The following is a 26,910-nucleotide window of genomic DNA, read 5'->3' on the forward strand; positions in this document are numbered from 1 at the left end:
GTGGTGGGGCCTGGGTGTCCGCACTCAAGCTCCCGCGGAGCGCGTGGGTGGTGTCCCCAGGGGGCGTGGTGGGTGCCGGTATCGGGTGGTGGGGCCTGGGTGTCCGCACTCAAGCTCCCGCGGAGCTTCGCGTGGGTGGTGTCCCCAGGGGGCGTGGTGGGTGCCGGTATCGGGTAGTGGGCCTGGGTGTCCGCACTCAAGCTCCCCCGGAGTTTCGCCTGCGAGGTTCCCCAACGGGCCCCCCGAAGAAGCCTCGCCGGCGGTCCCCCATGCCGCAGGGCGTAGGGGAGTTCGAGGCGCGGAGCCCCGGAACGGGGTCCGGGGCGGAGCCCCGGTGGGAGGTCTGAGGCATGCCGTCGGTTCGGGAAGGGGCGGGTGGGGAAAGAAAAGCGGGCCCGGCCACGTGCGTGGCCGGGCCCGTCAGGCGGGACGCCTATGCCTTGCGGAGGCGGAAGGTGAGGGACAGGCCCTCGTCGGTGAACGACTCGCCGTACGAGTCGTCGGCCTCCCCCTGCGCGAAGTCGGTCGCCAGGACCTCGTCCGCGATCAGCGACGCATGGTCCGTGAGAGCGGTCGTGACCTCGGCATCGCCGGAGGACCAGCGCAGGGCGATCCGGTCCGCGACGTCCAGGCCGCTGTTCTTGCGGGCCTCCTGGATGAGGCGGATCGCGTCACGGGCCAGGCCCGCGAGCCGCAGCTCCGGGGTGATCTCCAGGTCCAGGGCGACCGTCGCGCCCTGGTCGGAGGCGACCGACCAGCCCTCGCGCGGCGTCTCCGTGATGATGACCTCCTCGGGGGAGAGGGTCACGTCCTCGCCGTTCACCGAGATCACGGCCGAGCCGGACCGCAGCGCCAGGGACAGCGCGGCCGCGTCCGCCGCGGCGACCGTCTTCGCCACGTCCTGCACGCCCTTGCCGAAGCGCTTGCCCAGGGCGCGGAAGTTGGCCTTGGCGGTCGTGTCGACCAGCGAACCTCCGACCTCGCTCAGCGACGCCAGCGACGAGACGTTCAGCTCCTCCGTGATCTGCGCGTGCAGCTCCGGCGACAGGGACTCGAAGCCCGTCGCGGCCACCAGCGCCCGCGACAGCGGCTGACGCGTCTTCACACCGGACTCCGCACGCGTCGCACGGCCCAGCTCCACGAGTCGGCGGACCAGCACCATCTGCTGGGACAGCGCCGGGTCGATCGCCGACAGGTCGGCCTCCGGCCACGAGGCCAGGTGCACCGACTCCGGGGCCTCCGGCGTCACCGGGACCACCAGGTCCTGCCACACCCGCTCCGTGATGAAGGGAGTCAGCGGGGCCATCAGCCGTGTGACGGTCTCGATCACGTCATGGAGCGTGCGCAGGGCAGCCGCGTCACCCTGCCAGAAGCGGCGTCGTGAGCGCCGCACGTACCAGTTCGACAGGTCGTCGACGAACGAGGAGACGAGCTTGCCGGCGCGCTGGGTGTCGTACGCCTCCAGCGCCAGCGTCACCTGGTCCACCAGCGCGTGCAGTTCGGACAGCAGCCAGCGGTCGAGCACCGTGCGGTCGGCCGGTGCCGGGTCGGCGTCCGAGGGCGCCCAGCCCGACGTACGGGCGTAGAGCGCCTGGAAGGCCACCGTGTTCCAGTACGTCAGCAGCGTCTTGCGCACGACCTCCTGGATCGTGCCGTGACCCACCCGGCGCGCCGCCCACGGCGACCCGCCCGCCGCCATGAACCAGCGCACGGCGTCCGCGCCGTGCTGGTCCATCAGCGGGATCGGCTGCAGGATGTTGCCCAGGTGCTTGGACATCTTGCGGCCGTCCTCGGCGAGGATGTGGCCGAGGCACACCACGTTCTCGTACGACGACTTGTCGAAGACCAGCGTGCCGACCGCCATCAGCGTGTAGAACCAGCCGCGCGTCTGGTCGATCGCCTCCGAGATGAACTGCGCCGGGTAGCGCTTCTCGAAGATCTCCTTGTTCTTGTACGGGTAGCCCCACTGAGCGAACGGCATCGAGCCCGAGTCGTACCAGGCGTCGATCACCTCGGGCACGCGCGTAGCCGTGCCGGAGCACTCGGGGCACGGGAAGGTGACGTCGTCGATGAACGGCCGGTGCGGGTCGAGGGACGACTGGTCCGTACCCGTCAGCTCGGTCAGCTCGGCGCGCGAGCCGACGCAGGTCAGATGGCCTTCTTCGCACCGCCAGATCGGCAGGGGCGTGCCCCAGTAGCGGTTCCGCGACAGGGCCCAGTCGATGTTGTTGTTCAGCCAGTCGCCGTACCGGCCGGTCTTGACGGAGTCCGGGAACCAGTTCGTGTTGTCGTTCTCCTCGAGGAGCCGGTCCTTGATCGCGGTCGTGCGGATGTACCAGGACGGCTGCGCGTAGTAGAGCAGCGCCGTGTGGCAGCGCCAGCAGTGCGGATAGCTGTGCTCGTACGGGACGTGCCTGAAGAGCAGCCCGCGCTCGTCCAGGTCCTTGGTGAGCGCCTCGTCGGCCTTCTTGAAGAAGACGCCGCCGATCAGCGGCACGTCCTCCTCGAAGGTGCCGTCCGGGCGGACCGGGTTCACCACCGGCAGGCCGTAGGCGCGGCAGACCTTGAGGTCGTCCTCACCGAAGGCGGGGGACTGGTGGACCAGGCCCGTACCGTCCTCGGTCGTCACGTACTCGGCGTTGACCACGTAGTGGGCCGGCTCGTCGAAGGGCACGAGCCGGAAGGGGCGCTCGTACGTCCAGCGCTCCATCTCGGCGCCCGTGAAGGTCTGCCCGGTGGCCTCCCAGCCTCCCCCTGGGCCCTGCGGCCCGGGAGGTGCCCCCACGCCGAGCGCCTTCTCCAGCAGCGGCCGGGCGACGACGAGCTTCTCCTCGCCGTTCGTCGCCACGACGTAGGTGACCTCGGGGTGGGCCGCCACCGCGGTGTTCGACACCAGCGTCCAGGGGGTCGTCGTCCAGACGAGCAGCGACGCCTCGCCGGCCAGCGGGCCGGAGGTCAGCGGGAAGCGCACGAACACGGACGGGTCGACGACCGTCTCGTAGCCCTGCGCCAGCTCGTGGTCGGAAAGGCCGGTGCCGCACCGCGGGCACCACGGGGCGACCCGGTGGTCCTGGACCAGCAGACCCTTCTTGAAGATCTCCTTCAGCGACCACCAGACCGACTCGATGTACTCGGGGTCCATGGTCCAGTACGCCTCGTCGAGGTCGACCCAGTAGCCCATGCGGGTCGTGAGCTCGGCGAAGGCGTCGGTGTGGCGGGCCACGGACTCACGGCACTTCGCGTTGAACTCCGCGATGCCGTACGCCTCGATGTCCTTCTTGCCGCTGAAGCCGAGCTCCTTCTCGACCGCGAGCTCGACGGGCAGGCCGTGACAGTCCCAGCCGGCCTTGCGGGCCACGTGGTAGCCCCGCATCGTGCGGAAGCGCGGGAAGACGTCCTTGAAGACGCGGGCCTCGATGTGGTGCGCGCCGGGCATGCCGTTGGCAGTGGGCGGGCCCTCGTAGAACACCCACTCCGGGCGTCCCTCGGACTGCTCGAGGCTCTTCGCGAAGACCTTGTTGTCCCGCCAGAAGTCGAGCACGGCGTGCTCGAGGGCGGGCAGGTCCACCTGGGCGGGTACCTGACGGTACTGAGGCGGCGGCGTCATGTACGGGCTCCTCCAACGGACTGTGTCTCTTCCGTCGGAGGGACGAGAGCCGATGCGCTGCGCTCCCGCGGTACCACCCTCCTTGGCTCGCCGGCGAGCCCGGTGAGCCCCCTCATTGGGGTCGCGATGCCGGTTCTACTCGCCCGCCGTCGTCGGCGGGCTTTCTTCCGGCGGCTCCGGGGTGATTGTTCACATCGCGCTCGCCCCCGGGCTCGCACCGTCCCCGGGTCGCTCATGGCTGCGTACGACGCTACTGGTCCCCATCCACGCCTTTCGCTCCGCCCAGTGTACGGGCCCCGGCGCCCCGGGGCAGACCGGATTTCCGGGTGACCCGAATGGCCATACGGAACGGGGCGTGCTCGGGAGGCGTCCTCGTGGCGGATTACGGGGCGGGGAGCTGGGCACAACGGATGCAGGCTCGCGTTGGGGCAGGCGCGGGGCGGGTCCGACCGGCGGCGTGCCCCGTTGCCGCGGAGCTGGGGTCGATTTATCGTCCCAGCACGATTCGCGAGCAAGATCACAATATGTGAAGGGGCCGCGGCCATGGTGGCGAAGAAGACCGCCGTGAAGAAGACGGCGTCAGCGAGGTCCACCGCCGCTGCGGGGGCGGCGGCCAAGGATACGAACGGCAAGAAGAGCATCGTCGCGAAGAAGAGGAACCCGGCCACCGGACGGGTGACGAACGCCGACGCGTCCGGTGCGAACGCGCACGACGCGACGGAGGTGAAGGCCGCGGCACCGGCGGGGAAGGCCACCAAGAAGGCCACGCGCACGAAGAAGATCACGCCTGCGAAGAAGACAGCCGCCCCGAAGGGAACGGCGGTCCCGAAGGACTCCGCGGCGGCCAAGGACACCGCGGCGGCAGCGGAGACCACGGCGGCGAAGGAGACCGCCAAGAAGTCCGCGAAGCCGGCGAAGGCCGGCGCGAAGGCCACGACAGCCAGAAGGAAGAGCACGACCCCGGCGAAGAAGGCCGGGACGGCGGAGAGGAAGGAGCCGGCGGGACGCTCCACGGCGTCCACCGAAGCGGCGGCCGCCAAGGCGCCGGCCAGGACGAAGAGGGCGGCGGCTGCCAGCACGACAGGCGCCGGTGCCAGGAAGGCCGCCAGTGCGGCCAAGGAGGCGGCCGAGGCCGCCAAGCAGACGGGAGCCAGGACGGTGGGAGCGAAGAAGACCGCGGCCAGTGCCACAGCAGGCGGGGACGGCGTCGCGACGGCGGTGCCGCCGGCCCGCGTCGTCGCCGCGACGGCCCCCGAAGAGCTGGCGGTGCGCCCGGGTGAGGACCCGTGGACACCGGACGAGGTCGCAGAGGCCCGCGCCGAGCTCGAGAGCGAGATGACCAAGCTGCGCGACGAGATCAACCACTCCGAGGAGGCTCTGACCGGGCTGATGCGGGACTCCGGTGACGGTGCGGGCGACGACCAGGCCGACACCGGTGCCAAGAACATCACCCGCGAGCACGAGATCGCCCTCGCCAACAACGCCCGCGAGATGCTCGAACAGACCGAGCGGGCGCTGCACCGCCTCGACACCGGCACGTACGGCCTCTGCGAGATCTGCGGAAAGCCCATCGGCAAGGCGCGTATGCAGGCGTTCCCGCGCGCGACCCTGTGCGTGGAGGACAAGCAGAAGCAGGAGCGGCGGGCCTGAGCCCGCCGGGGCCGCACACACCGCGATCGAGGCCGGCTCGGGGGCCGGCCTGGGCCGGGGTACCTCGCGCGGTGGGGTCCGCACGTGTGTGTCGTACCCTCTTGACCAGTCAGGCACCTAGGTTGAGGGACTCACGTGGCAGAGGCGGAGCGCATCATCGGTACGCCGGGCGTTGACGACGACGAGGCTGCGGCTCCTGCCGGGCAGCCCAAGGGCAGGCGCCGGATCTTCGCCCTGTTCGCCGTGGCCACCGTGGCCTACCTGCTGGACCTCGGCAGCAAGATGATCGTGGTGGAGAAGCTCGAGCACCGGGAGCCGATCCGGGTCATCGGCGAGCTGCTGAAGTTCGAGGCGGTACGGAATCCCGGCGCGGCCTTCGGCTTCGGCGAGGCCTTCACCGTCATCTTCACGATCATCGCGGCCGCGGTGATCGTGGTGATCGCGCGGCTCGCACGGCAGCTCTACAGCCTGCCGTGGGCCATCGCGCTCGGGCTGCTGCTGGGCGGTGCGCTCGGCAATCTCACGGACCGTGTCTTCCGGTCGCCCGGCGTGTTCGAGGGTGCGGTCGTCGACTTCATCGCGCCCGCGCACTTCGCCGTTTTCAACCTCGCGGACTCGGCGATCGTGTGCGGCGGCATCCTCATCGTGATCCTGTCCTTCAAGGGCCTGGACCCCGACGGAACCGTCCACAAGGACTGACAAGGCATACTCGACGGGTGAGTACCCTTCCCGAAACCCGCACCCTGCCCGTTCCCGACGGCCTGGAGGGCGAGCGTGTCGACGCCGCCATCTCGCGCATGTTCGGTTTCTCCCGTACGAAGGCGGCCGAGCTGGCCGCCGCGGGCAAGGTCCAGGTCGACGGCGCCGTCGTAGGAAAGTCCGAGCGCGTCAGCGGTGGCGCCTGGCTCGAGGTCGAGATGCCGCAGGCCCCCGCGCCGGTGCAGATCGTGGCCGAGCCGGTCGAGGGCATGGAGATCGTCCACGACGACGACGACATCGTCGTGATCGTGAAGCCGGTCGGCGTCGCCGCGCACCCGAGCCCCGGCTGGACCGGGACGACCGTCATCGGCGGGCTCGCGGCGGCGGGGTACCGGATCTCCACGTCGGGCGCGGCGGAGCGGCAGGGGATCGTGCACCGACTGGACGTCGGCACGTCCGGGCTGATGGTGGTCGCGAAGTCGGAGCGGGCGTACACGCTGCTGAAGCAGCAGTTCCGGGACCGCACGGTCGACAAGCGCTACCACGCGCTGGTGCAGGGCCACCCGGACCCGCTGAGCGGCACGATCGACGCCCCCATCGGGCGCCACCCGCAGCACGACTACAAGTGGGCCGTGACCGCGGACGGCAAGCCCTCCGTCACGCACTACGACCTGATCGAGGCGTTCCGGGCCGCGTCGCTGCTGGACATCAAGCTGGAGACGGGGCGCACGCACCAGATCCGTGTGCACATGTCCGCCCACCGGCACCCGTGCGTGGGCGACCTGACGTACGGCGCCGACCCGACGATGGCCCGGCGGCTCGGGCTGACCCGGCAGTGGCTGCACGCGGTGCGGCTCGGCTTCGAGCACCCGTCGGACGGCCGGTGGGTCGAGTTCGAGAGCCGCTACCCCGAGGATCTGCGGGCGGCACTGGACAGGATCGCGGCGGAGAGCGCGTGAGCGGCGGTTTCGGCGCACGCGGATTCGTCGTGCGGGAGGCGGTGGACGCGGCCGACCGCGAGGCGTGCTTCGCGGTGCGCAAGGAGGTCTTCGTCGTCGAGCAGGGCGTGCCCGAGGACATCGAGTACGACGCCCACGACGCGGGTGCGGTCCACGTACTCGCGGTGGGCCCGGACGGCCCGCTCGGCACCGGCCGCCTCCTGACGGGCCTCCTGCCCGATCCCACGGTCGGCTCCCTCGGCCGCCTCGCCGTCACCGAGGCCGCCCGCGGTCTCGGCGTCGGCGCGGCGCTGGTGCGCGCGATCGAGGTGTCGGCCAGGGACCGTGGCCTCACGTCGGTCGACCTTCACGCGCAGACCCACGCGCTGGGGTTCTACGAGCGGCTCGGGTACGAGGCGTACGGACCGGAGTTCCCGGACGCGGGGATTCCGCACCGGGCGATGCGACGGGTGCTGTAGGCGCCCTCGTGGGCGTGCCCGGGTACCGGGCGGTGGCTCAGGTGTGGGTCCTCGAACGCCGGACGGGCCGGCCCGGCAGAGGCGCCGCAGGCGTCTCGTGATTGCGGCAATTACGGGGATGCGCGTGGGAGCCTTGTCGGGCTGACCGGCGAAGTCCCGACCGCCGGAGGGGCCCGCCCGTGGACCGATCGGCCCTGCTGTTCGTGCTGTTGCTGGGGTCCGTGGTCACCGTGCCGCTCGGGGAGCGGCTGGGCCTGCCGGCGCCCGTGCTGATGACCCTCGTCGGGGTGGCCATCGCCCTCCTGCCCTTCGTACCGGACGTCGCCGTACCGCCCGAGTACATCCTTCCGCTCCTGCTGCCGCCCCTGCTGTACGCCGCCGTGCAGCGCACCTCCTGGCGGCAGTTCGCCGCCAACATCCGGCCCATCCTGCCGCTCGCCGTCGCGCTGGTGTTCGTCACCACGGCGGCGGTCGCGGCCGTCGCGAACGCCGCCGTCCCCGGGCTGCCGATCGCCGCCGCCGTCGCACTCGCGCGCTCGTCGCCCCGCCCGACCCGGTCGCCGCGACCGCCGTCGCGGGCGCCCTCGGCTGCCCCGCACGCCGGTGTCGACCCTGGAGGGCGAAGGGCTCTTCAACGACGTCACCGCGATCGTGCTCTACCACGTGGCGATCGCGGCGGTGGTCAGCGGGACGTTCTCCTGGTCGGAGGCGGCCTGGGAGCTGGTGCTCTCCGCGGTGGTGGCGGTGGCGGTCGGCCTCGGGCTCGGCTGGCTCTCCGACCGGCTCATGGGGCTGCTCGGCGACGCGACCCCTGCAGATCGGGCTGACCCTGCTCGTGCCGTTCCTCAGCTACGTACTGGCGGAGGACCTGCTGGGGTCGGGCGTGCCGGCGGTCCTCGTCGCAGCGCTCTGTCTCGCCGAGAACGCCGTCGATGCGGACGCCGTCATCCGGCGTCGCGCGGGGAACGCGTTCTGGCAGATCGTGGACACCCTCGTCACCGGGGTCGCCTTCGGCCTCGTCGGGTTTGAGCTGCACATCGTCCTCGGCACCGCCGAGGGCCGGGGGACCCGGCTGATCCAGTGGTCCGCGCTGATCGTCGGGGTCGTCGTCGGCGTACGGCTGCTGTGGCTGCTGCCGGCCACCTGGCTCACGAAGCGGCTGCACAAGCGGCGGGACTGCGACGAGGAGATCCCCGTCGGCCGGCGCGAGACCGGCGTCATGTGGTGGTCGGGGATGCGGGGCGTGGCCTCGGTCGCTCCCCCTGGCTACCGCTGGGAGGTACCCCCAGGCCCTGGCGATTCCGCTGCGGACCGACGACGGCTCGCCCCTCCCCGCCCGCGACGACATCATCTTCATCGCCTTCGCGGTGATCACGGCCACCCTGGTCGCACAGGGTCTTACCCTCCCGTGGCTGGTCTAACGGCTCGGCGTACGGGCCGACACGGACGCCGAACAGGCGCTGGAACGGGCCCTCGCGCTGCGCGCGGCCCGGGCGGCGAAGCACCGGCTGCAGGAGATCGAGGCGGGCGAGGAACTGCCGGAGGACATCGCCGACCGGCTGCGGCGGGCGGCGTACGACATCGGGACCCGCATCAGTCCGGGCATCGTCGACGAGGAACGGCGCGAATGGTTCGCCAGGTGCGCCGAACGGCAGTCGACCCTCCATCGCGTCCAGTGCGAGATGCTCTCGGCCGCCCGCCACGAGGTACTCGCCGCCCGCAGCGAGCCGGGCGCCGCCCCCGAGGTCGTGGACCGCGTCCTGCGCCAGCTGGACGTACGCAGCCTGCGCTGACGTCGAACCCGCCGTTGCAGCCTCCGACGGAGGGGCCGGTCGTAAGATCAAGGTATGGCGCGCACCGTGGTGATCAGTGGTGGGGGTACCGGCATCGGGTTCGCCGCGGCGGAGGTGTTCGCCGCGGACGGGGAGCAGGTGCTGCTGCTCGGGCGGCGCGAGCAGGTGCTCGCGCGGGCCGCGGAACGGATCCCCGGTGCCCGCTACTGCGCCGTCGACCTCAGCGAGCCCCAAGGGGCCCGGCGGGCGGCGGACTTCGCGGCGCGGGAGTTCGGCACCGTCGACGTGCTGGTGCACAGCGCCGGTGGCAACGGACGGCAGGAGGAGCGGCCGGACTTCGAGGACCCGCTGGAGGCCGTCGCCCACGACTGGACCGTCAACTTCCGGCTGAACACGCTCACGGCCACGCTGCTCACCGAGGCGCTCAAGGACCATCTGGCCACGCCGGGCGGCCGCGTGCTGTTCCTCAGCTCCATCGCCGCGTACCGGGGCTCCGGCTCCGGTGCGTACGCCGCGTCCAAGGCCGCGCTCCACCCGTACGCGTACGATCTCGCCCGCCAACTCGGGGCGCGCGGCATCACCGTGAACCTCGTGGCACCGGGGTTCGTCGAGGAGACCGGCTTCTTCGGGGGCGGACTTCCCGATGAGCGCCGCAAGGCACTCATCGCGGAGACCGCCACCGGGCGGGCCGGCCACCCCGGGGACGTGGCCCAGACCCTGCGCTGGCTCGCCTCGCCGGCCGCGGGCCATGTCACCGCGCAGGTCATCCAGGTCAACGGCGGGGCGGAGCGAGGCCACTGAGTCCACACCGGGCAGGCCATGGGGCGCGCCGGGTGAGGGGTGGGGACGTCCGTCGGGGCCGCACTAGCCGCGGCCCGTGCGGTGAGCGCCCTCGCCATGGGCCGGGGCGGGGACGTGGGTCGGGGCCGGGGCCGGGGCCGGGTGCTCCGGATGGCCGACGGGCGGGTGCGCCGCCTGGGCCGTGGCGATCCGGGGCAGTGCGTACGGATGCCGGTCGCACAGCCAGGCGATCAACTGCTCGCGCACCGCGCACCGCACCGTCCAGACGTCGTCCGCGTCCTTCGCGGTGACGACGGCCCGCACCACCATCGTGGTCGGCGTGGTGTCCGTGACGGCGAGCGACCAGTCGCGGCCGTCCCACGCCGGACACTCGCGCAGGACGTCGTGGAGCTTCTCGCGCATCTCGTGCACGGGCGCGGCGTGGTCCAGATGGAAGAAGACGGTGCCGGTCATCTGGACCCCGCCGCGCGACCAGTTCTCGAACGGCTTGCTGGTGAAGTACGAGACCGGCATCGTGATCCGCCGCTCGTCCCAGGTCCGCACGGCGAGGAAGGTGAGCGTGATCTCCTCGACCGTCCCCCACTCGCCGTCCACGACGACCGTGTCGCCGATCCGCACCATGTCGCCGAACGCGATCTGGAGCCCGGCGAAGAGATTGCCCAGCGTCGACTGGGCCGCGATACCGGCGACGATGCCGAGGACGCCGGCCGACGCGAGCATGGACGCGCCGACCGTCCGCATCGCGGGGAACGTCAGCAGCATGGCCGCGACCGCCACCACTCCCACCACCGCGATGACGATCCGGTGGATGAGCGTCACCTGCGTACGGACCCGGCGGACCCGCGCCGGATCGCGGGTCGCCGTGGCGTAGCGCCTGTACGAGGACTCGACGACGGCCGTCGCGATCCGCACCACCAGCCACGCCGAGGCCCCGATCAGCACCAGCGTCAGCACCTGTCCGATGCCCGCCGCGTGCTCGTCCACGACCTCGATCTCCGCCTGCCGGAACGTCCCTCTGAACAGCGCCGTGCCCAGCGCGACCTGGAGCGCGACGCGGCAGCGGCGCAGCAGGCCCCACAGCGGGGTCTCGGTGTGCCGGGCGTCCGCCCGGCGCAACAGCACATCGACCAGCCAACCCACCGACAGCGTGAGCACGACCGAGCCGCCGACAACGATCAACGGGCGCAGCACGTTCTCCATGTCTCGAACGTAACCTGACCGCATGGACATCATGCTTTTCCATTCGACATTCGGTCTGCGCCCGGCCGTCCGGGCCGCGGCGGACCGGCTGCGTGCCGCAGGGCACGAGGTGTGGACGCCCGACCTGTTCGAAGGCCGCACGTTCGAGACCCTCGAGGAGGCCAGGGCCCACAAGAACGAGGTCGGTCTGGAGGAGCTCCTGAAGCGGGCGATCGCGGTCGCGGCACCCCTGTCCGAGCGGGGACTCGTGTACGCCGGCTTCTCGCTGGGAGCGGCCATCGCACAGAACCTCGCGTTCGGCGACGAGAAGACCCGCGGGCTGCTCCTGCTGCACGGCACGTCCGACATCGCGGACGGTGCTGAGGCCGACGGGCTGCCCGTACAGCTGCATGTCGCCGACCCCGACCCGATGGAGCCGCACGACTGGCTGACCGCCTGGTATCTGCAGATGGGCAAGACGGGTGCGGACGTCGAGGTCCACCGCTATCCCGGCGCCGGGCATCTGTACACGGACCCGGACATGCCCGACTACGACGAGGAGGCCGCCGAGCAGACCTGGCGGGTGGCGCTCGGGTTCCTGGAGACGCTCTAGGCCCGGACTTCGCAGGTCACCCGTTAGTGACGGCACGACGCATGATCGTTGTCCGTTCCCGGCCGCTGTCGAGCGGACAGGGATACATGCGCACCCAAGTCGACCGCTACTTGACCGGCTGCGACCGCTCGATCTTCACGAACGAGGGACCTGCGAACTACGGATCCAGGAGCCGCGCCGCTGCAGGCTCCACGGGCCTGCGGACTCCACGGCCTACGGGCTCCAGGGGCTCTACGACCGGGTGCAGCGGCCCGACGGCCGACTCGCGGGCGGACGGCACTGCAGTCCGAAATCGGACGGACTGGTACTGAGATAGCGGCCGATGCACGTGTTCGCGGACGTCCGGCCGCGCTCGGCGCAGAAGGCGAGCGCGGCACGGCCGTCGGCGAACGGCCCCGGGGCGTAGAGGACCCAGTAGCCCGGGCGCAGCGAGGTGTAGTCGTCGCTGCGGACGAACACGGCCTCGGGCACGGTCCTGCGGACGCTGGCGAGGCGCCGGTCCCGGGCGGCCGTGCCGGAGGCGACGGGCTCGGAGAAGAGCTGGGCGATCCACTGGCCCGAGGGCGGCGGCGGAGTCTCGGCCGGCGCGGACGACCGGGTCACCGAAGGCGCAGGCGTCGGTGAGGGGCTCGACGACGTGCGCGAAGACGTGCTCGGAGATGCGCTCGACGCCGGCGTGGCAGGAGCCGTATGCGTACTGCCCGTGCCGCCGGAGCCCTTCGCACCCCCCGTGGTCTCCGTCCCGGCGTCGCGCAGCGAAAGCACCAGCGCCGTCGCCGCGGTGATCGCCACGGCCACCGCGATCACGGCGACGACCACGGGCGTACGGCTGGGCTGCCGGTCCGGCACCTGGGCAGGAGGCCGCGGTGGCTGAGGGACCGTCGGCCGCGGGCTGTCCAGCTGCGTCGGGACGGGCGGCACCGGCTCCTGCGGCACCGGCGTCGTCAGCGTCGGCTGCGCCCAGTACGGCGTCGCACCCGACTCGACCTGCGCCAGCATGGCGTCCAGCCGCACCGCGTCGGGCCGCGCCGCCGGGTCGCGTACGAGCAGCGCGTGCAGGACGGGTGCGAGTTGTGCCGAGCGCATCGGCGGGGGCACCGGATCGTCGAGCACGGCCGCGAGCGTCGCCAGGGTCGTCGCCCGGAGCAGCGGACTGACGCCCTCCACGCACACGTACAGCACGAGCCCCAGCGACCAGAGGTCGGAGGCGCCGAGGGGCGAGGTCGCGGCGTCGCGGCCCCGGACCCGTTCCGGGGCGATGTACTCGGGCGATCCGATGAGTTCGCCGGGCACGGTCAGCGACGTCGAGCCCTCGAGCGCGGCGATCCCGAAGTCCGTGAGCACCGCACTGCCGTCGGGCCTCAGCAGCACATTGGCGGGCTTGACGTCGCGGTGCTGGATGCCCGCCGCATGCGCGGCGCTCAGGGCGGAGAGCACCTGGCGGCCGATGCGCGCCGCCTCCGCCGGGCTCAGCGGGCCCCGGTCGAGCCGGTCCTGGAGCGAGACCCCCGGCACCAGCTCCATCACGATCCACGGATGCGGCTCCGGATCGGCGTCCACGATCTGATGGATCGTCACCACATGCGGGTGACTGAGCCGCGCGAGCGCCCGGGCCTCGCGGAGCACACGCTCGCGCACGGCGCCGGACGCTCCCGCGTCGGATCTGACGGCCTTCAGGGCCACTTCGCGGTGGAGCACGGTGTCGCGAGCCCGCCACACCGTGCCCATGCCTCCGCTGCCGAGCCGCTCGATCAGCTCGAACCGCCCGTCGATCAGGTCCCCCGGCGCATTCATGGCGCCAGGCTAGAGGAGGCCGGGGTCGGTCCGCCCGGAACGTACGCGGGGCGACGGACCCATGGGCGCTCGCCCCGCCGCCTCGCGAGCCTCCTCGTCAGCGTTCACCGTGGCTGAATCTCACCCTCAGAGCACCGGCCGGCTCACGCGCTCGACCTTCTGTGTGCCGTTGAGCGTCCGGTACGAGCGGGCCCAGGCGGCCGTCGCGTCGGCCTTCGTCCTGTCGGAGAGCGTGTAGTAGTCCATCTGCGAGCGCTCGGCGGTCACGTCGAGGACGCCGTATCCGTGGCTGTCCATGTCGAGCCACTTCACATGGCGGTTGGCGGCCTTCACCGCGGTCTGCGCCACCAGCGAGACCGTGCCCGGGGCGACATGCAGGATGTCGTCCAGGTTGTCGGAGGTCACCGAGGTCACCACGAACTCGGTGGCGGCCGACTGCGACAGCGGATACGTCGCGGCCTTCACCGGTACGTCGTTGGCCCACGCCATGTGGATGTCGCCGGTGAGGAAGACGGTGTTCCTGATCCCGCGGTCCGTCAGGTGCTTCAGCAGTTCCTTGCGGTCGTCCGTGTAGCCGTCCCACTGGTCCACGTTGACCGCGAGACCCTCCTTGGGCAGGCCGAGCAGTCCGGCGATGGGCTCCAGCAGATGGGCGGGCACGGAACCGAAGGCGACCGGTGAGATCATCACCGACGTGCCGACCAGCTTCCAGGTCGCGTCCGAGGAAGCGAGACCCGCCTTGAGCCAGTCGAGCTGGGCGCGGCCCGTGATCGTGCGCTCCGGGTCGTCGACCGAGCCGCTGCCCACGGACGCCTGCTGCGAGCGGAACGACCGCAGGTCCAGCAGATGCAGATCGGCCAGCCTGCCGAAGCGCAGCCGGCGGTAGACCGTGCCTTCGGTCGAGGCGCGCACGGGCATCCACTCGAAGTACGCCTGCTTGGCGGCCGCGGCGCGGGCCGCGTAGTCGCCCTCGGTGCCCGGCGTGTGGTTCTCGGCGCCGCCCGCCCAGGCGTCGTTGGCGATCTCGTGGTCGTCCCATATCGCGATGAGCGGGTGGGCGGCGTGCAGCGACTGCAGATCGGCGTCGGTCTTGTACTTGCCGTGGCGGGTGCGGTAGTCGGCGAGCGTGAGGATCTCGTGCCGGGGCTCGTGCTGCCGTACGACGTACTGCTCGGCCGGGTAGCCGCCGGACCCGTACTCGTAGATGTAGTCGCCGAGATGGAGGACCGCGTCCAGGTCGGCGCGGGCCGCCAGATGGCGGTACGCGGAGAAATAGCCCGACTCCCAGTTGGCGCAGGACACCACACCGAAGCGCACACCGGGCGCGACGGCGTCCGTGGCCGGCGCGGTGCGGGTGCGGCCGACGGGGGAGACCGCGGTACCGGCGGTGAAGCGGAAGTAGTGGACGGCGGCGGGGCGCAGACCCCTCACGTCGACCTTGACGGTGTGGTCGGAGGCGGCGGTGGTGGTGGTCCGGCCGCCGGCGACGACAGTGGCGAAGCCCTTGTCCTCCGCGACCTCCCAGCTCACCTCGGTGGCGGGACCCCTGCCGGAGCCGGGCACGGCGTCCGGAGCCGGCGTGACCCGGGTCCACAGCAGTACGCCGTCGGGGAGCGGGTCGCCCGAGGCGACGCCATGGAGGAAGACCGGACCCTGCCCGTCGGCAGCGGCGGCGGAGGAGGCGGCCGCGAGTGCGGGCGCGGCGACAGCGGTGGTGGCGACAGCGGTGGCGGCAGCGGCCTTGACGACCGTGCGGCGGCTGGGAGTTGTGGTGAGTCTACTGGTCACGGCCGGTCAGACTACTGACCGGTAAGGCGAACGGGCAGACGAATTCAGGAAAGTTCGTCCGCCCGTTCGTCAAGCGCCGTACGGCGTTACCCCGTGAGGGTCCTGGCGTGCACCGTCACGCCTGGAGGGCCTTGTCGATCGCGGCGTTGAACTGATCCACCGTCATCGGCGAGTTGTCGCTGCCCTCGACGGTGAGCTTCTTGCCGTCCATCTTCAGCGTCGGAGTGCCCTCCACACCGCTGGAGTCGAACGTGGCGGACATCTTCAGCGCCCAGGCGTCGTACGTGCCGTCGTTGACGGCCTTCTGGAAGGCCGCGTTGCTCTTCAGCGCGGGCACCGAGTCCGCCACCTCGATGAGGTAGTCGTCCTTGGCGAACTTGTCGTCGCGCTCCTCCGGGTGGAACTTCTCGGAGTAGAGGGCCGCCTTGTACTCCATGAAGGCCTCGGGGCTCACATTGAGCGCCGCGCCCAGCGCCGAGAGGGCGTTCTTCGATCCCTCACCGGGAACGGCGTTGTCGATGAAGGTCGCACCGATGTACTTGATCTTGTACTTGCCGGCGTCGACGTCCTTCTTGACCGTCTCGCCGACCGCCTGCTCGAAGGTCGCGCAGACCGGGCAGCGCGAGTCCTCGTACAGCTCCAGCGTCTTCTTCGCCTCCGGCTTGCCGATGACGACGGTCGTGCCGTTCTCGCCCTCGCTGTTCTTGGGCGGGACGACCTTCGCGCTCTTGGCGGCCTCCCACGCACTGGGCTTGTTCGCCTGCACGACGAAGTAGCCGATGCCGCCTGCCGCGGCCAGTACGCCGACGACCGAGAGGCCGACGATGATCTGCCGCCTGATCTTGTCCTTCTTGGCCTGGCGCTCGCGCTCCGCGCGAAGGCGCTCGCGGGCGGCTGCCTTGGTGGCCTGGCTGTTGCGTGCACTCATGAGGATCTGCTCCGTGTTCGATGGTTCAGGAGGGAGGGGGACTACCGATTTCAGGCAAGGGCGAGAGCCTGGAGCGGCGGTCCCCTCCGTCCCACGGAGTGCACGAGAAGGCGGGTCCTGCCCGAGGGCGCCACGTCGGCGGGCCGTACCGCGCGGCGCACCCGTCCGGTGCGCGCATCCACGGCGGCCACGGCGATCAGCAGCGGCCGGAAGGCGAACGCGGCCACGGCGCGCAGCAGACACGCGAGCGCCGACTCGCCGTGCCGCAGCCAGGCGGCGGCGAGCAGCCCGACCGACACATGCGCGGCCAGCAGCAGCCAGGGCACGGCGGGGTCGGGCGAGTTGAGCAGCGTGGCGAGGCGCCCTTCGGACGCGGTCACACCGGGCAGCGGGTCGCCGACGGCGCCGCCGCACAGCACATCCACTCCGACCGCGCGCAGCGAACCGGCGACCGGTCCGCCCGCGACGCCGTAACAGACGTGCTGCCCCGTGGTGAAGACGGTGTCCGCGGCCAGCTCCAGCGGCACGAGCACGGCGGCGATCGACCCGTATCCGCGCTCCCGGCCGGCCAGGGCGTACGCGATCAGGAACACGCCGGCGGTGACGGCGCCCACGGTGATCAGGGGCAGCGCCACGTGGGAGAGCAGCACATGCGAAGCCACGGACAGCGTCACGACGAGTGCCGTGAAGATCGCTGCCCGCAGCCCCCTGAGCCTCGTGTCGCCTGTGTGCAAAGGATCCTGCCTGCCGGATGTCTTCTTCTGCCGGGGCCCGGGGGCGTCCCCGGGAAACGCAGCATCGTCGAAGGGAGTGTGCCACGATCCGCCGTAAACGGTCCTTAAGGACGGTACGCGGTCCCTGAGGACCGGGCGGCCGGACCCGGACCCGGACCCCGGAAACCGGACCCGGCAAGGCCGGCCCGGCTCGCTTCGGCCCTACTGCAGGCCGGGGATCCTTCCGTTCCGGAAGAGGTCCACGAAGATCTGGTGGTCGGCCCGCGCCCGCGCGCCGTAGCCGTGCGCGAAGTCCACCAGCAGCTCCCCGAAGCCGTCCTCGTCGGCCGCGATGGCCGCGTCGATGGCCCGCTCCGTGGAGAACGGCACCAGCGAGTGGCCGCTCTCGTCGTCCGCCGCCGCGTGCATCGTGGCCGTCGCCCGGCCGAGGTCCGCCACGGTCGCCGCGATCTCCGCCGGGTCGTCGATGTCCGACCAGTCCAGGTCCACCGCGTACGGCGAGACCTCCGCGACCAGTTGGCCGGCACCGCCCAGCTCGGTCCAGCCCAGCCACGGGTCGGCGTGGTCCTGGAGCGCGCGCTGCGAGATCACCGTGCGGTGGCCCTCGTGCTGGAAGTAGCCCCGGACCCGCTCGTCGCTGATGTGCCGGGACACCGCCGGGGTCTGGGCCTGCTTCATGTAGATCACGACATCGTTCTCGAGGGCGTCGCTGTTGCCCTCCAGCAGGATGTTGTACGAGGGCAGACCGGCCGACCCGATGCCGACGCCGCGCCGCCCGACGACGTCCTTCACCCGGTACGAGTCGGGGCGCGACAGGCTCGACTCGGGCAGGGTCTCCAGATAGCCGTCGAAGGCGGCCAGCACCTTGTACCGCGTGGCGGCGTCCAGCTCGATCGCGCCGCCGCCCTCGGTGAAGCGACGCTCGTAGTCCCGGATCTCCGTCATCGAGTCCAGCAGCCCGAAGCGGGTCAGCGCCCGGGCGCTGTGCAGCGCCTCGAGCAGCGGGCCCTGGGCGGTGTCCAGGGAGAAGGGCGGCACCTCGTCGTTCTTGGCGCCGGTCGCCAGGGCGTGGATGCGCTCGCGGTAGGCGGCGGCGTAGACCCGCACCAGGTCGGTGATCTGCTCGTCGCTGAGCGCCTTCGTGTAGCCGATCAGCGCCAGCGAGGCGGACAGCCGCTTGACGTCCCAGGTGAAGGGGCCGACGTAGGCCTCGTCGAAGTCGTTGACGTTGAAGATCAGCCGGCCGTTCGCGTCCATGTACGTGCCGAAGTTCTCGGCGTGGAGGTCGCCGTGGATCCACACCCGGCTCGTGCGCTCGTCCAGGTACGGCCCGGCGTTCTGCTCGCGCTCCAGGTCGGCGTAGAAGAGGCACGCCGTGCCCCGGTAGAACGCGAAGGCGGAGGCCGCCATCTTGCGGAACTTCACCCGGAACGCGGCCGGGTCGGCGGCCAGGAGTTCGCCGAAGGCGGTGTCGAAGACCGCGAGGATCTCCTCGCCGCGCTCGTCAGCCGTGGGCTGGTGGACCGACATCGCTGAGTGCCTCCTGGTACATGACAAAAGGGACGGGTGTTCCGTCCCGCTCAACGCGCGACGGTACTCCGGAGTGCCCCGCCCCTGTCAGTGGGGAGGCATAGACTTCGACGCTGTCCACCCAGACTGTCCGCAGCCTGTCGCCGAGCGTTTCTCCTGGAGGCCAAGCCGTGTCAAAGCCGCCGTTCACGCACCTGCACGTCCACACCCAGTACTCCCTGCTGGACGGTGCCGCGCGGCTCAAGGACATGTTCAAGGCCTGCAACGACATGGGCATGACGCACATCGCCATGTCCGACCACGGCAACCTCCACGGCGCCTACGACTTCTTCTTCACCGCGAAGAAGGCGGGCGTCACGCCGATCATCGGCATCGAGGCGTACGTGGCGCCGGAGTCCCGGCGGAACAAGCGGAAGATCCAGTGGGGCCAGCCCCACCAGAAGAAGGACGACGTCTCCGGTTCGGGTGGTTACACCCACAAGACGATCTGGGCGGCGAACAGCACCGGCCTGCACAACCTCTTCCGGCTCTCCTCCGACGCCTACGCCGAGGGCTGGCTGCAGAAGTGGCCGCGCATGGACAAGGAGACCATCTCCCAGTGGTCCGAGGGGCTCATCGCCTCCACCGGCTGCCCCTCGGGAGAGCTGCAGACCCGCCTTCGCCTCGGCCAGTACGAGGAGGCCCGCAAGGCGGCCGGGGAGTACCAGGACATCTTCGGCAAGGACCGGTATTTCCTGGAGCTGATGGACCACGGCATCGACATCGAGCGCCGCGTCCGCGACGACCTGCTGAAGATCGGCAAGGAACTCGGCATCCCGCCGCTGGTCACCAACGACTCGCACTACACGCACGCGCACGAGGCGACCGCCCACGACGCGCTGCTGTGCATCCAGACCGGCAAGAACCTGTCGGACCCGGACCGCTTCAAGTTCGACGGCACCGGCTACTACCTGAAGTCGACCGACGAGATGTACGCGATCGACTCGTCCGACGCCTGGCAGGAGGGCTGCCGCAACACGCTGCTGGTCGCCGAGCAGATCGACACCACCGGGATGTTCGAGAAGCGCGACCTGATGCCGAAGTTCGAGATCCCGGAAGAGGGCTACACCGAAGTCACCTGGTTCAGGGAGGAAGTGCGGCGCGGCATGAACCGCCGCTATCCGAACGGGGTCCCGGAGGACCGCCAGAAGCAGGCGGAGTACGAGATGGACGTCATCATCCAGATGGGGTTCCCGGGCTACTTCCTCGTGGTCGCCGACTTCATCATGTGGGCCAAGAAGAACGGCATCGCGGTCGGCCCCGGCCGAGGCTCAGCGGCCGGTTCGATCGTGGCGTACGCGATGGGCATCACGGACCTCGACCCGATCGAGCACGGGCTGATCTTCGAGCGGTTCCTCAACCCAGAGCGCGTCTCCATGCCCGATGTCGACATCGACTTCGACGAGCGCCGGCGCGTCGAAGTGATCAGGTACGTGACCGAGAAGTACGGCGCCGACAAGGTCGCCATGATCGGCACGTACGGAAAGATCAAGGCCAAGAACGCGATCAAGGACTCCGCACGCGTGCTGGGCTACCCGTACGCGATGGGCGACCGCCTCACCAAGGCCATGCCCGCCGACGTCCTCGGCAAGGGCATCGACCTCGACGGCATCACCAACCCCGAGCACCCGCGCTACAACGAGGCGGGCGAGATCCGGGGGATGTACGAGAACGAGCCGGACGTGAAGAAGGTCATCGACACCGCCAAGGGCGTCGAGGGCCTGGTCCGGCAGATGGGCGTGCACGCCGCCGGCGTGATCATGTCCAGCGAACCCATCGTCGACCACGCCCCGATCTGGGTGCGGCACACCGACGGCGTCACCATCACGCAGTGGGACTACCCCCAGTGCGAGTCGCTCGGCCTCCTGAAGATGGACTTCCTGGGCCTGCGCAACCTCACCATCATGGACGACGCCGTGAAGATGGTGGAGGCCAACAAGGGCGTCAAGCTGGAGCTGCTCGACGTCCCGCTCGACGACCCCAAGACGTACGAGATGCTCTGCCGCGGCGACACGCTCGGCGTGTTCCAGTTCGACGGCGGCCCGATGCGCTCGCTGCTTCGCCAGATGCAGCCCGACAACTTCGAGGACATCTCCGCCGTCTCGGCCCTGTACCGGCCGGGCCCGATGGGCATGAACTCGCACATCAACTACGCCGAGCGCAAGAACGGGCGGCAGGAGATCACTCCTATCCACCCGGAGCTCGAGGAGCCGCTGAAGGAGACGCTCGGCCTCACCTACGGCCTGATCGTCTATCAGGAGCAGGTGCAGAAGGCCGCCCAGATCGTCGCCGGCTACTCGCTGGGCGAGGCCGACATCCTGCGCCGCGTGATGGGCAAGAAGAAGCCGGAGGAGCTGGAGAAGAACTTCGGCATCTTCCAGGCGGGCGCCCGCAAGAACGGCTTCTCGGACGCGGCGATCCAGGCCCTCTGGGACGTCCTGGTGCCGTTCGCCGGCTACGCCTTCAACAAGGCGCACTCCTCGGCGTACGGCCTGGTCACCTACTGGACCGCGTATCTGAAGGCCAACTACCCGGCCGAGTACATGGCCGCGCTGCTCACCTCGGTCAAGGACGACAAGGACAAGTCCGCGGTCTATCTGAACGAGTGCCGCCGCATGGGCATCAAGGTCCTGCCGCCCAATGTGAACGAGTCCGAGTCGAACTTCGCGGCCCAGGGCGACGACGTCATCCTCTTCGGCCTCTCCGCCGTCCGCAACGTCGGCACGAACGTCGTCGAGTCGATCATCAGGTCCCGCAAGTCCAAGGGGAAGTACTCCTCCTTCCCCGACTTCCTCGACAAGGTCGAGGCGGTCGTCTGCAACAAGCGCACCATCGAGTCGCTCATCAAGGCCGGTGCCTTCGACACGATGGGCCACACCCGCAAGGGCCTGGTCGCCCACCACGAGCCCATGATCGACAACGTGGTGGCGGTCAAGCGCAAGGAGGCCGAGGGGCAGTTCGACCTCTTCGGCGGCATGGGCGACGAGGAGAGCAGCGAGCCGGGCTTCGGCCTCGACGTCGAGTTCTCCGACATCGAGTGGGAGAAGTCCTATCTGCTCGCGCAGGAGCGCGAGATGCTCGGTCTGTACGTCTCGGACCACCCGCTCTTCGGCATCGAGCATGTCCTGAGCGACAAGTCGGACGCGGCGATCTCCCAGCTGACGGGCGGCGAGCACGCGGACGGGGCGGTCGTCACCATCGGCGGAATCATCTCGGGCCTGCAGCGGAAGATGACCAAGCAGGGCAACGCGTGGGCGATCGCCACCGTCGAGGACCTGGCCGGTTCCATCGAGTGCATGTTCTTCCCGGCGACGTACCAACTGGTGTCCACGCAACTCGTCGAGGACACGGTCGTCTTCGTCAAGGGCCGGCTCGACAAGCGCGAGGACGTGCCGCGGCTCGTCGCGATGGAGCTGATGGTCCCCGATCTGTCGTCGGCGGGCACCAACGCGCCTGTGGTGATCACCATTCCCACGGTGAAGGTCACCCCGCCCATGGTCGGCCGGCTCGGCGAGATCCTCGGCCACCACAAGGGCAACACGGAGGTACGGATCAAGCTCCAGGGCGCCCGCAAGACCACCGTGCTCCGCCTCGACCGGCACCGGGTGCAGCCGGACCCGGCGCTCTTCGGCGATCTGAAGGTGCTGCTCGGCCCGTCCTGTCTCGCAGGCTGACGCCGCGGCCGCCGGCCCCGCCCGCGGCCAGGGCATGAACGCATCTGAGGGGCGCACCCGTCATGGGTGCGCCCCTCACGCGTGCCTGCGGCGACGCGGCGCTGAGCCTCAGTTGTGGCCGAAACGCTTCTGACGGCCCTTGTGCGCCGGGTCGCCGGAGGCTATCTGCGTGGCCCTTTGTTCGGCCTGTGCCTCCATCGACGAGCTGCGGGCCTGTTGGGTACCGCGCTCGGCCTGCGAGCCGGTCTGCGGCTTACGTTCACGGTTCTTGTTCTTGGCCATGGTCTGCCTCCTGTGTCATCTAGGGGCCAGGGCCGCCATCAGACTCACATAGGCGTCTATACGCCGCATTTCGGATCATTGCGGTGAGTAACGGGCTGCTGTTACGGTGCGGCTTCACAATCGCCACGCCGATGATCGAGTTCCGGCCGTCAACCCTCCGGCTGTCGGGCAGACTCGAAGGAAACACGAAGCAACTTCCGATCCCGAGGTTCCCGAAAGAGGGTGGAACACGTGGACCGCTGCGTCGTCCTGGTGGACGCCGGTTATCTGCTGGGCGCCGCCGCGAGTCTCCTCGCCGGAGAACCGGCCCGTTCCCGTATCACCGTCGACCACGCCGCCCTCATCCAGGCCCTCCGCGACCGGGCCGAGGCCGATACGGAACGCCCGTTGCTCCGCATCTACTGGTTCGACGGCGCCCCCGACCGCGTACCTCAGCCCGAGCACCGCAGGCTGCGGGTCATGCCCCGGGTCACCGTCCGGCTCGGCGCACTGACCCGCAGCGACGGCCGCTGGGCGCAGAAGGGCGTCGACGCCGCGATGCATGCCGAGCTGACCGAACTGGCCAGAAACCGCGCCTGCTCCGACGTGGTGCTCGTGACCGGCGACGGCGATCTGCTGCCGGGCCTCATGTCGGCCAAGGAACACGGAGTCGCCGTCCATCTCTGGGCCGTCCAGGCCGCCGACGGTGACTACAACCAGTCGGAGGACCTCGTCGCCGAGGCCGACGAGCGGCGTGTCCTCGACCGGGCCTGGATCACCCAGGCGGTCCGCGCCAAGGACCTCGGCGGCGTCTGTGCCCCGCCGCCCGCACCCCGCCCCGAGATCGCGGCGATCCTCTCCGCCCCGCTGCCCGAGGCGGCGCTCGCCGCGTCCGCGGAGCGGGCCGACGAGGCGGCCCGTGCTCAGGTGGCGGAGGTGCGGAACGGTTCGTCGGCTCCGGCCGCGGCGGCGGGTGCCACCCCCGCCGGCCAGGTGGGACCAGCGGGGAAGGGCGTGCCGACCCCCAAGGACCTCGCGGGCCTGCGCGGCCCGGCCACGCCGGCCGACCGGCAACCGGCGGGCGCCACGCTGCGCTGGTCGTCCGACAAGGGCTGGATCGAGCGGCCCGGCGGCGGCGCGCTCGGCGAGTCGCCCGAGACCGCGTCGCTGCCCACGCTCGCCCAGCTCACCAGCGCCGAGCAGCGCTGGGCCGACCGCGAGGAGGACATCACCACCGTCGGCGGCGACCCCTACGAGGTCGGACAGGTCTTCGCACGGCGCTGGATGGAGCGGCTCCCGGACCCCGGGCACGTCCAGAAGCTGTCCACCATGTACCCGCGCATCCCGCACCGCATCGACGGCGAACTGCTGCGGTACGCGGCCCGGTTCGGACTCCTCGCCCACAAGGACGACCAGATCGACGAGCACGACCGCTATGCCATCCGGGCCGGATTCTGGCGCGAGATCGACGTGCGGGCGGCCGCGGAACACGCCCCCGCGGGGGAGTAGGCCCGCGGACCCCGTAGGCTCGTCCCTCGTGAGTACGGTGTGCGTGGTGCGGGATCTGGTCAAGACGTACCCCGCCGCGCGTGCCCGGCGGGGGACCCCCGCGACGCCCGAGGTGCGGGCCAACGACGGAATCTCCCTGGTGGTGCGCACCGGCGAGATCTTCGGACTGCTCGGCCCCAACGGCGCAGGGAAGTCCACCCTGGTCCGCCAGCTCACCGGTCTGATGCGCCCCGACTCCGGCGCGGTCGAGGTCCTCGGCCACGATCTCGTACGCCACCCCGAGCGGGCGTCCCGGCTCATCGGCTATCTCGGCCAGGAGTCCACCGCGCTCGACGAGCTGACCGTCGGGCTGGCCGCGGAGACGACCGGGCGGCTGCGGGGCCTCGGCGTACGGGAGGCACGCGCCGAGCGCGACACCGTACTGGAAGAGCTGGGGCTCACCGGACTGGCCGGGCGGCCCCTGAAGAAGCTGTCCGGCGGGCAGCGGCGGCTGGCGTGCTTCGCGGCCACGCTGGTCGGCGAGCGGCCCGTCCTCGTGCTGGACGAGCCCACCGCCGGAATGGACCCGGTCGCCCGGCGCGCGGTATGGGCCGCGGTGGACCGGCGGCGCGCCCAGCACGGCGCGACGGTGCTCCTGGTCACCCACAACGTCATCGAGGCCGAGACCGTCCTCGACCGCGTCGCCGTCCTGGAACGGGGCAGGGTCATCGCCTGCGACACGCCCGCGGGGCTCAAGGAACGCGTGGCCGGAGAGGTACGGGTCGAGCTGGTCTGGCGCGATCGGGCGCCCCTGGACGTTCCGGAGGTCGCCGCGCTGCGGGCCTCCGCCCAGGAGTCGGGCCGCCGCTGGGTGCTGCGCCTCGCCCCGGACGAGGCCCGGGCGGCGGTCGCCGCGGTGACCGGTGGAGAGGCGTTCGCGGCGCTCGACGACTTCACGCTGGCCACGCCGAGCCTGGAGGACGTGTACCTCGCGCTGGGCGGGCACGCGACGAGAGGGCTGGTGAAGGCGTGAGGCTCACGTCCCTGCACGCGCCCGGCCGGCGACGCGCCCGCGTCGGCCCGCTGTGCGCGTACGGTACGGCGCCCGGCGGTGGGCGGCGCACGCCTGCCGGAGGAGCCGGACAGCCGCGCCGGGGCGCGCCGGACCGCGCCGGGGGTGGCACAGTGAGGCCGAGGCCGTACACGAGGCCGTATGTACTGAACAGGAGCAGCGCCAGGTGAGCATCGTGCCTGCGGAGGCCGTGTCCGCGAAAGTGCGCCGGGCGCAGGCCGCCGACGCCCGTGCCGGGTCCGGCGGCGGCGCCGCGCCGCTCGCGCCGCGCGCCCGGCTGCTGCCCGCGCTCGCAGCGGTGTACCGCGCCCAGCTGTCCCGGGCGCGGGTCGCCCGGATTCCGCTGCTCTTCGTGGCGACCTTCCAGTCCGTCGGCATCATGGTGCTGATGCGGGGCGTCGTCGACGGCGGTGCAGAGGCGCGCGCCGTCGTCGCCGGGTCGTCCGTGCTGGTCGTCGCGTTCGTCGCGCTCAATCTGCTCGCCCAGTACTTCGGGCAGCTCAGGGCCGGGGGCGGCCTCGACCACTACGCGACCCTGCCCGTGCCGCCCGCGGCGGTGGTGCTCGGCGCGGCCGGGGCGTACGCCTCCTTCACCGTGCCCGGGACCGTCGTGACCGCGGTCATCGGTTCGGTGCTCTTCGGGCTGCCGCTCACGCATCTGTGGGTGCTGGCCGCCGTGATCCCGCTCGCGGGCGCGGCGCTCGCCGGGCTCGGCGCGGCGCTCGGGCTGCTCGCACCCCGCCAGGAACTCGCCACGCTGCTGGGCCAGTTGGGCATGTCCGCGGCCCTGCTGCTGGGCGTGCTGCCGGCCGGACGGCTGCCGGAGCCGATCGCGTACGCACGGGATCTGCTGCCGTCGACGTACGGGGTCGAGGCGATGGCCCGCACCTTCGACGCACATCCGGACTGGCCTGCCGTGGCGCTCGACCTCGTGGTCTGCGCGGTCGTGGGCGTGGCGTCACTGGGCGTCGCGACATGGGCGTACCGGAGGGCCGCGGTCCGGTGAGGCGCGGTCCGGTGAGGCGCGCCACAGGGACGTTTGGCACGATGTCATGGTGACAGCACCCCTGACGCCGCCTCACCAGCCTCCGCCGCACAACGCGCCCTGGAACCACCCGTACCCCTTCGCCGTGGGGGACGGAGAAGGGCAGGACATGAAGAGGGAGCTGCGACTGGCCGCCATCGTCCTGCCGGTGGTGGCGCTGACCGGTGTCGCGCTCGGCCTGCTGTGGCTGTGGCTCGCGCCGCGCGTGGCGCTGATCTCCACGGGCAAGGCGGTCTTCGTCGTCGACACGGAGGGCGAGGAGGCGGCGGGCGCGGACGGCACGTTCGTGCTGCTGGCGCTCGGCTTCGGGGTGCTCTGCGCGGCAGTGGTCTTCCTGGTGCACCGGCGCGGCGGGATCGCGCTCGTCGCCGCGCTGGCGCTGGGCGGACTTGCGGCTTCGGCGCTGGGCTGGGGGATCGGCTACTGGTTCGGTCCCGAGCACGACGTCGTCGCCCATGCGCGGGCGGTGGGCGAGGGCGTCACCTTCGACGCGCCGCTGCAGCTCCGCTCACGTGCGGCGCTGCTGGCGTGGCCGGTGGCCTCGATGGTCGTCCACCTGGCCCTCACGGCCCTCTTCGGGCCCCGCGACCCGGAGCCTGACTGGCCGGCTCAGCCGCTTCCCGGCGACGACCGGGGCTGACGCGGCGCTCGGCGCTGCAGTGGCCCGGAGCGGGGCCGGCGCGGGTGGGGGTCCGCTGCGCGGTGCTTCTTCCCCGCCCCGCCCCTTCCCGAACCGGGGGCAGCCCCCAGACCCCCTGGTCGTGCCCGGTACCGCCGGGTGGGGTGGTGTGTCCGTCC

19 protein-coding genes and 1 pseudogene are annotated in these 26,910 nt (G+C 71.2%); 12 read left to right on the forward strand and 8 right to left on the reverse strand.

The features are described from left to right. Positions 1-433: 433 nt before the first annotated feature. Positions 434-3,607, reverse strand: coding sequence for an isoleucine--tRNA ligase (ileS, locus tag ACWCP0_RS04935; protein WP_451077458.1), 3,174 nt, complete (start codon positions 3,605-3,607; stop codon positions 434-436). 543 nt (positions 3,608-4,150) lie between these two features. On the opposite strand from ileS, the gene ACWCP0_RS04940 reads away from it, so the two are divergent. The 6 genes and pseudogenes from ACWCP0_RS04940 to ACWCP0_RS04965 all read left to right on the forward strand — a co-directional run bounded on the left by ACWCP0_RS04940 (position 4,151) and on the right by ACWCP0_RS04965 (position 9,967). Beyond that, a complete protein-coding gene (locus tag ACWCP0_RS04940; RefSeq protein ID WP_451077459.1) occupies positions 4,151-5,257 on the forward strand; it encodes a TraR/DksA family transcriptional regulator in 1,107 nt (368 codons plus the stop codon). 135 nt (positions 5,258-5,392) lie between these two features. Further along, a complete protein-coding gene (lspA, locus tag ACWCP0_RS04945; protein WP_451077460.1) occupies positions 5,393-5,956 on the forward strand; it encodes a signal peptidase II in 564 nt (187 codons plus the stop codon). 17 nt (positions 5,957-5,973) lie between these two features. Beyond that, on the forward strand, positions 5,974-6,915 hold the full coding sequence (locus ACWCP0_RS04950) for an RluA family pseudouridine synthase (RefSeq protein ID WP_451077461.1): 942 nt from the start codon (positions 5,974-5,976) through the stop codon (positions 6,913-6,915). Further along, entirely contained in the window at positions 6,912-7,373 is a 462-nt protein-coding gene (locus ACWCP0_RS04955; protein ID WP_451077462.1) for a GNAT family N-acetyltransferase, read from the forward strand. Before ACWCP0_RS04950 ends, ACWCP0_RS04955 begins: the two co-directional genes overlap by 4 nt. 179 nt (positions 7,374-7,552) lie before the next feature. Further along, positions 7,553-9,166: pseudogene (locus ACWCP0_RS04960) on the forward strand (Na+/H+ antiporter). Positions 9,167-9,220: 54 nt separating this feature from the next. Continuing rightward, positions 9,221-9,967 carry an SDR family NAD(P)-dependent oxidoreductase gene (locus ACWCP0_RS04965; protein ID WP_451077463.1) on the forward strand — a complete coding sequence of 249 codons (747 nt, stop codon included), beginning with the start codon at positions 9,221-9,223 and terminating at the stop codon, positions 9,965-9,967. Positions 9,968-10,030: 63 nt separating this feature from the next. Here ACWCP0_RS04965 and ACWCP0_RS04970 read toward each other — a convergent pair whose 3' ends face one another. Continuing rightward, positions 10,031-11,167 carry a mechanosensitive ion channel family protein gene (locus tag ACWCP0_RS04970; protein ID WP_451077464.1) on the reverse strand — a complete coding sequence of 379 codons (1,137 nt, stop codon included), beginning with the start codon at positions 11,165-11,167 and terminating at the stop codon, positions 10,031-10,033. Positions 11,168-11,189: 22 nt separating this feature from the next. Between ACWCP0_RS04970 and ACWCP0_RS04975 the strand changes: the two genes are divergently transcribed. After that, a complete protein-coding gene (locus ACWCP0_RS04975; protein ID WP_351228423.1) occupies positions 11,190-11,759 on the forward strand; it encodes a dienelactone hydrolase family protein in 570 nt (189 codons plus the stop codon). Between the two features lie 231 nt (positions 11,760-11,990). Here the strand turns inward: ACWCP0_RS04975 and ACWCP0_RS04980 are convergent, their stop codons facing one another. From ACWCP0_RS04980 to ACWCP0_RS05000, 5 genes are all read right to left on the reverse strand, one after another. Continuing rightward, on the reverse strand, positions 11,991-13,553 hold the full coding sequence (locus ACWCP0_RS04980; protein ID WP_451077465.1) for a serine/threonine-protein kinase: 1,563 nt from the start codon (positions 13,551-13,553) through the stop codon (positions 11,991-11,993). A 126-nt stretch (positions 13,554-13,679) separates the two neighbouring features. Next, the gene (locus ACWCP0_RS04985; RefSeq protein ID WP_451077466.1) at positions 13,680-15,341 is read right to left on the reverse strand and encodes an alkaline phosphatase D family protein; all 1,662 of its coding nucleotides are present in this window, start codon (positions 15,339-15,341) and stop codon (positions 13,680-13,682) included. 115 nt (positions 15,342-15,456) lie between these two features. Next, the gene (locus ACWCP0_RS04990; RefSeq protein WP_451077467.1) at positions 15,457-16,269 is read right to left on the reverse strand and encodes a thioredoxin domain-containing protein; all 813 of its coding nucleotides are present in this window, start codon (positions 16,267-16,269) and stop codon (positions 15,457-15,459) included. Positions 16,270-16,319: 50 nt separating this feature from the next. Next, complete coding sequence (locus ACWCP0_RS04995; protein ID WP_451077468.1) at positions 16,320-17,003, reverse strand: hypothetical protein; 684 nt, start codon at positions 17,001-17,003, stop codon at positions 16,320-16,322. A gap of 201 nt (positions 17,004-17,204) precedes the next feature. Continuing rightward, the gene (locus ACWCP0_RS05000) at positions 17,205-18,533 is read right to left on the reverse strand and encodes a DUF2252 domain-containing protein (protein ID WP_451077469.1); all 1,329 of its coding nucleotides are present in this window, start codon (positions 18,531-18,533) and stop codon (positions 17,205-17,207) included. Between the two features lie 170 nt (positions 18,534-18,703). Here ACWCP0_RS05000 and dnaE point away from each other — a divergent pair, with 170 nt between their 5' ends. Then, positions 18,704-22,246 carry a DNA polymerase III subunit alpha gene (dnaE, locus tag ACWCP0_RS05005; protein WP_451077470.1) on the forward strand — a complete coding sequence of 1,181 codons (3,543 nt, stop codon included), beginning with the start codon at positions 18,704-18,706 and terminating at the stop codon, positions 22,244-22,246. A 108-nt stretch (positions 22,247-22,354) separates the two neighbouring features. Here the strand turns inward: dnaE and ACWCP0_RS05010 are convergent, their stop codons facing one another. Continuing rightward, positions 22,355-22,528: a hypothetical protein gene (locus ACWCP0_RS05010; RefSeq protein ID WP_451077471.1), complete on the reverse strand. Its 174-nt coding sequence runs from the start codon at positions 22,526-22,528 to the stop codon at positions 22,355-22,357. 222 nt (positions 22,529-22,750) lie between these two features. On the opposite strand from ACWCP0_RS05010, the gene ACWCP0_RS05015 reads away from it, so the two are divergent. The 4 genes from ACWCP0_RS05015 to ACWCP0_RS05030 all read left to right on the forward strand — a co-directional run bounded on the left by ACWCP0_RS05015 (position 22,751) and on the right by ACWCP0_RS05030 (position 26,752). After that, entirely contained in the window at positions 22,751-24,016 is a 1,266-nt protein-coding gene (locus ACWCP0_RS05015) for an NYN domain-containing protein (protein WP_451077472.1), read from the forward strand. A gap of 37 nt (positions 24,017-24,053) precedes the next feature. Beyond that, complete coding sequence (locus tag ACWCP0_RS05020) at positions 24,054-25,028, forward strand: ABC transporter ATP-binding protein (protein ID WP_451077741.1); 975 nt, start codon at positions 24,054-24,056, stop codon at positions 25,026-25,028. Between the two features lie 205 nt (positions 25,029-25,233). Then, positions 25,234-26,073 carry an ABC transporter permease gene (locus tag ACWCP0_RS05025; RefSeq protein ID WP_451077473.1) on the forward strand — a complete coding sequence of 280 codons (840 nt, stop codon included), beginning with the start codon at positions 25,234-25,236 and terminating at the stop codon, positions 26,071-26,073. 46 nt (positions 26,074-26,119) lie between these two features. Then, on the forward strand, positions 26,120-26,752 hold the full coding sequence (locus tag ACWCP0_RS05030) for a DUF2567 domain-containing protein (protein WP_451077474.1): 633 nt from the start codon (positions 26,120-26,122) through the stop codon (positions 26,750-26,752). Positions 26,753-26,910 lie beyond the last annotated feature (158 nt).

The organism is Streptomyces sp. NPDC001970 (assembly GCF_053594115.1).

What these genes read in the sequence shown, in the direction of transcription:
- ACWCP0_RS04965 (WP_451077463.1), top strand. Translation starts at nt 9,221, where the DNA reads ATGGCGCGCACCGTGGTGATCAGTGGTGGGGGTACCGGCATCGGGTTC.
- ACWCP0_RS04990 (WP_451077467.1), bottom strand. Translation starts at nt 16,269, where the DNA reads ATGAGTGCACGCAACAGCCAGGCCACCAAGGCAGCCGCCCGCGAGCGC.
- ACWCP0_RS05000 (WP_451077469.1), bottom strand. Translation starts at nt 18,533, where the DNA reads ATGTCGGTCCACCAGCCCACGGCTGACGAGCGCGGCGAGGAGATCCTC.
- ACWCP0_RS05010 (WP_451077471.1), bottom strand. Translation starts at nt 22,528, where the DNA reads ATGGCCAAGAACAAGAACCGTGAACGTAAGCCGCAGACCGGCTCGCAG.
- ACWCP0_RS04940 (WP_451077459.1), top strand. Translation starts at nt 4,151, where the DNA reads ATGGTGGCGAAGAAGACCGCCGTGAAGAAGACGGCGTCAGCGAGGTCC.
- ACWCP0_RS04980 (WP_451077465.1), bottom strand. Translation starts at nt 13,553, where the DNA reads ATGAATGCGCCGGGGGACCTGATCGACGGGCGGTTCGAGCTGATCGAG.
- ileS (WP_451077458.1), bottom strand. Translation starts at nt 3,607, where the DNA reads ATGACGCCGCCGCCTCAGTACCGTCAGGTACCCGCCCAGGTGGACCTG.
- ACWCP0_RS04970 (WP_451077464.1), bottom strand. Translation starts at nt 11,167, where the DNA reads ATGGAGAACGTGCTGCGCCCGTTGATCGTTGTCGGCGGCTCGGTCGTG.
- ACWCP0_RS05030 (WP_451077474.1), top strand. Translation starts at nt 26,120, where the DNA reads ATGGTGACAGCACCCCTGACGCCGCCTCACCAGCCTCCGCCGCACAAC.
- ACWCP0_RS04975 (WP_351228423.1), top strand. Translation starts at nt 11,190, where the DNA reads ATGGACATCATGCTTTTCCATTCGACATTCGGTCTGCGCCCGGCCGTC.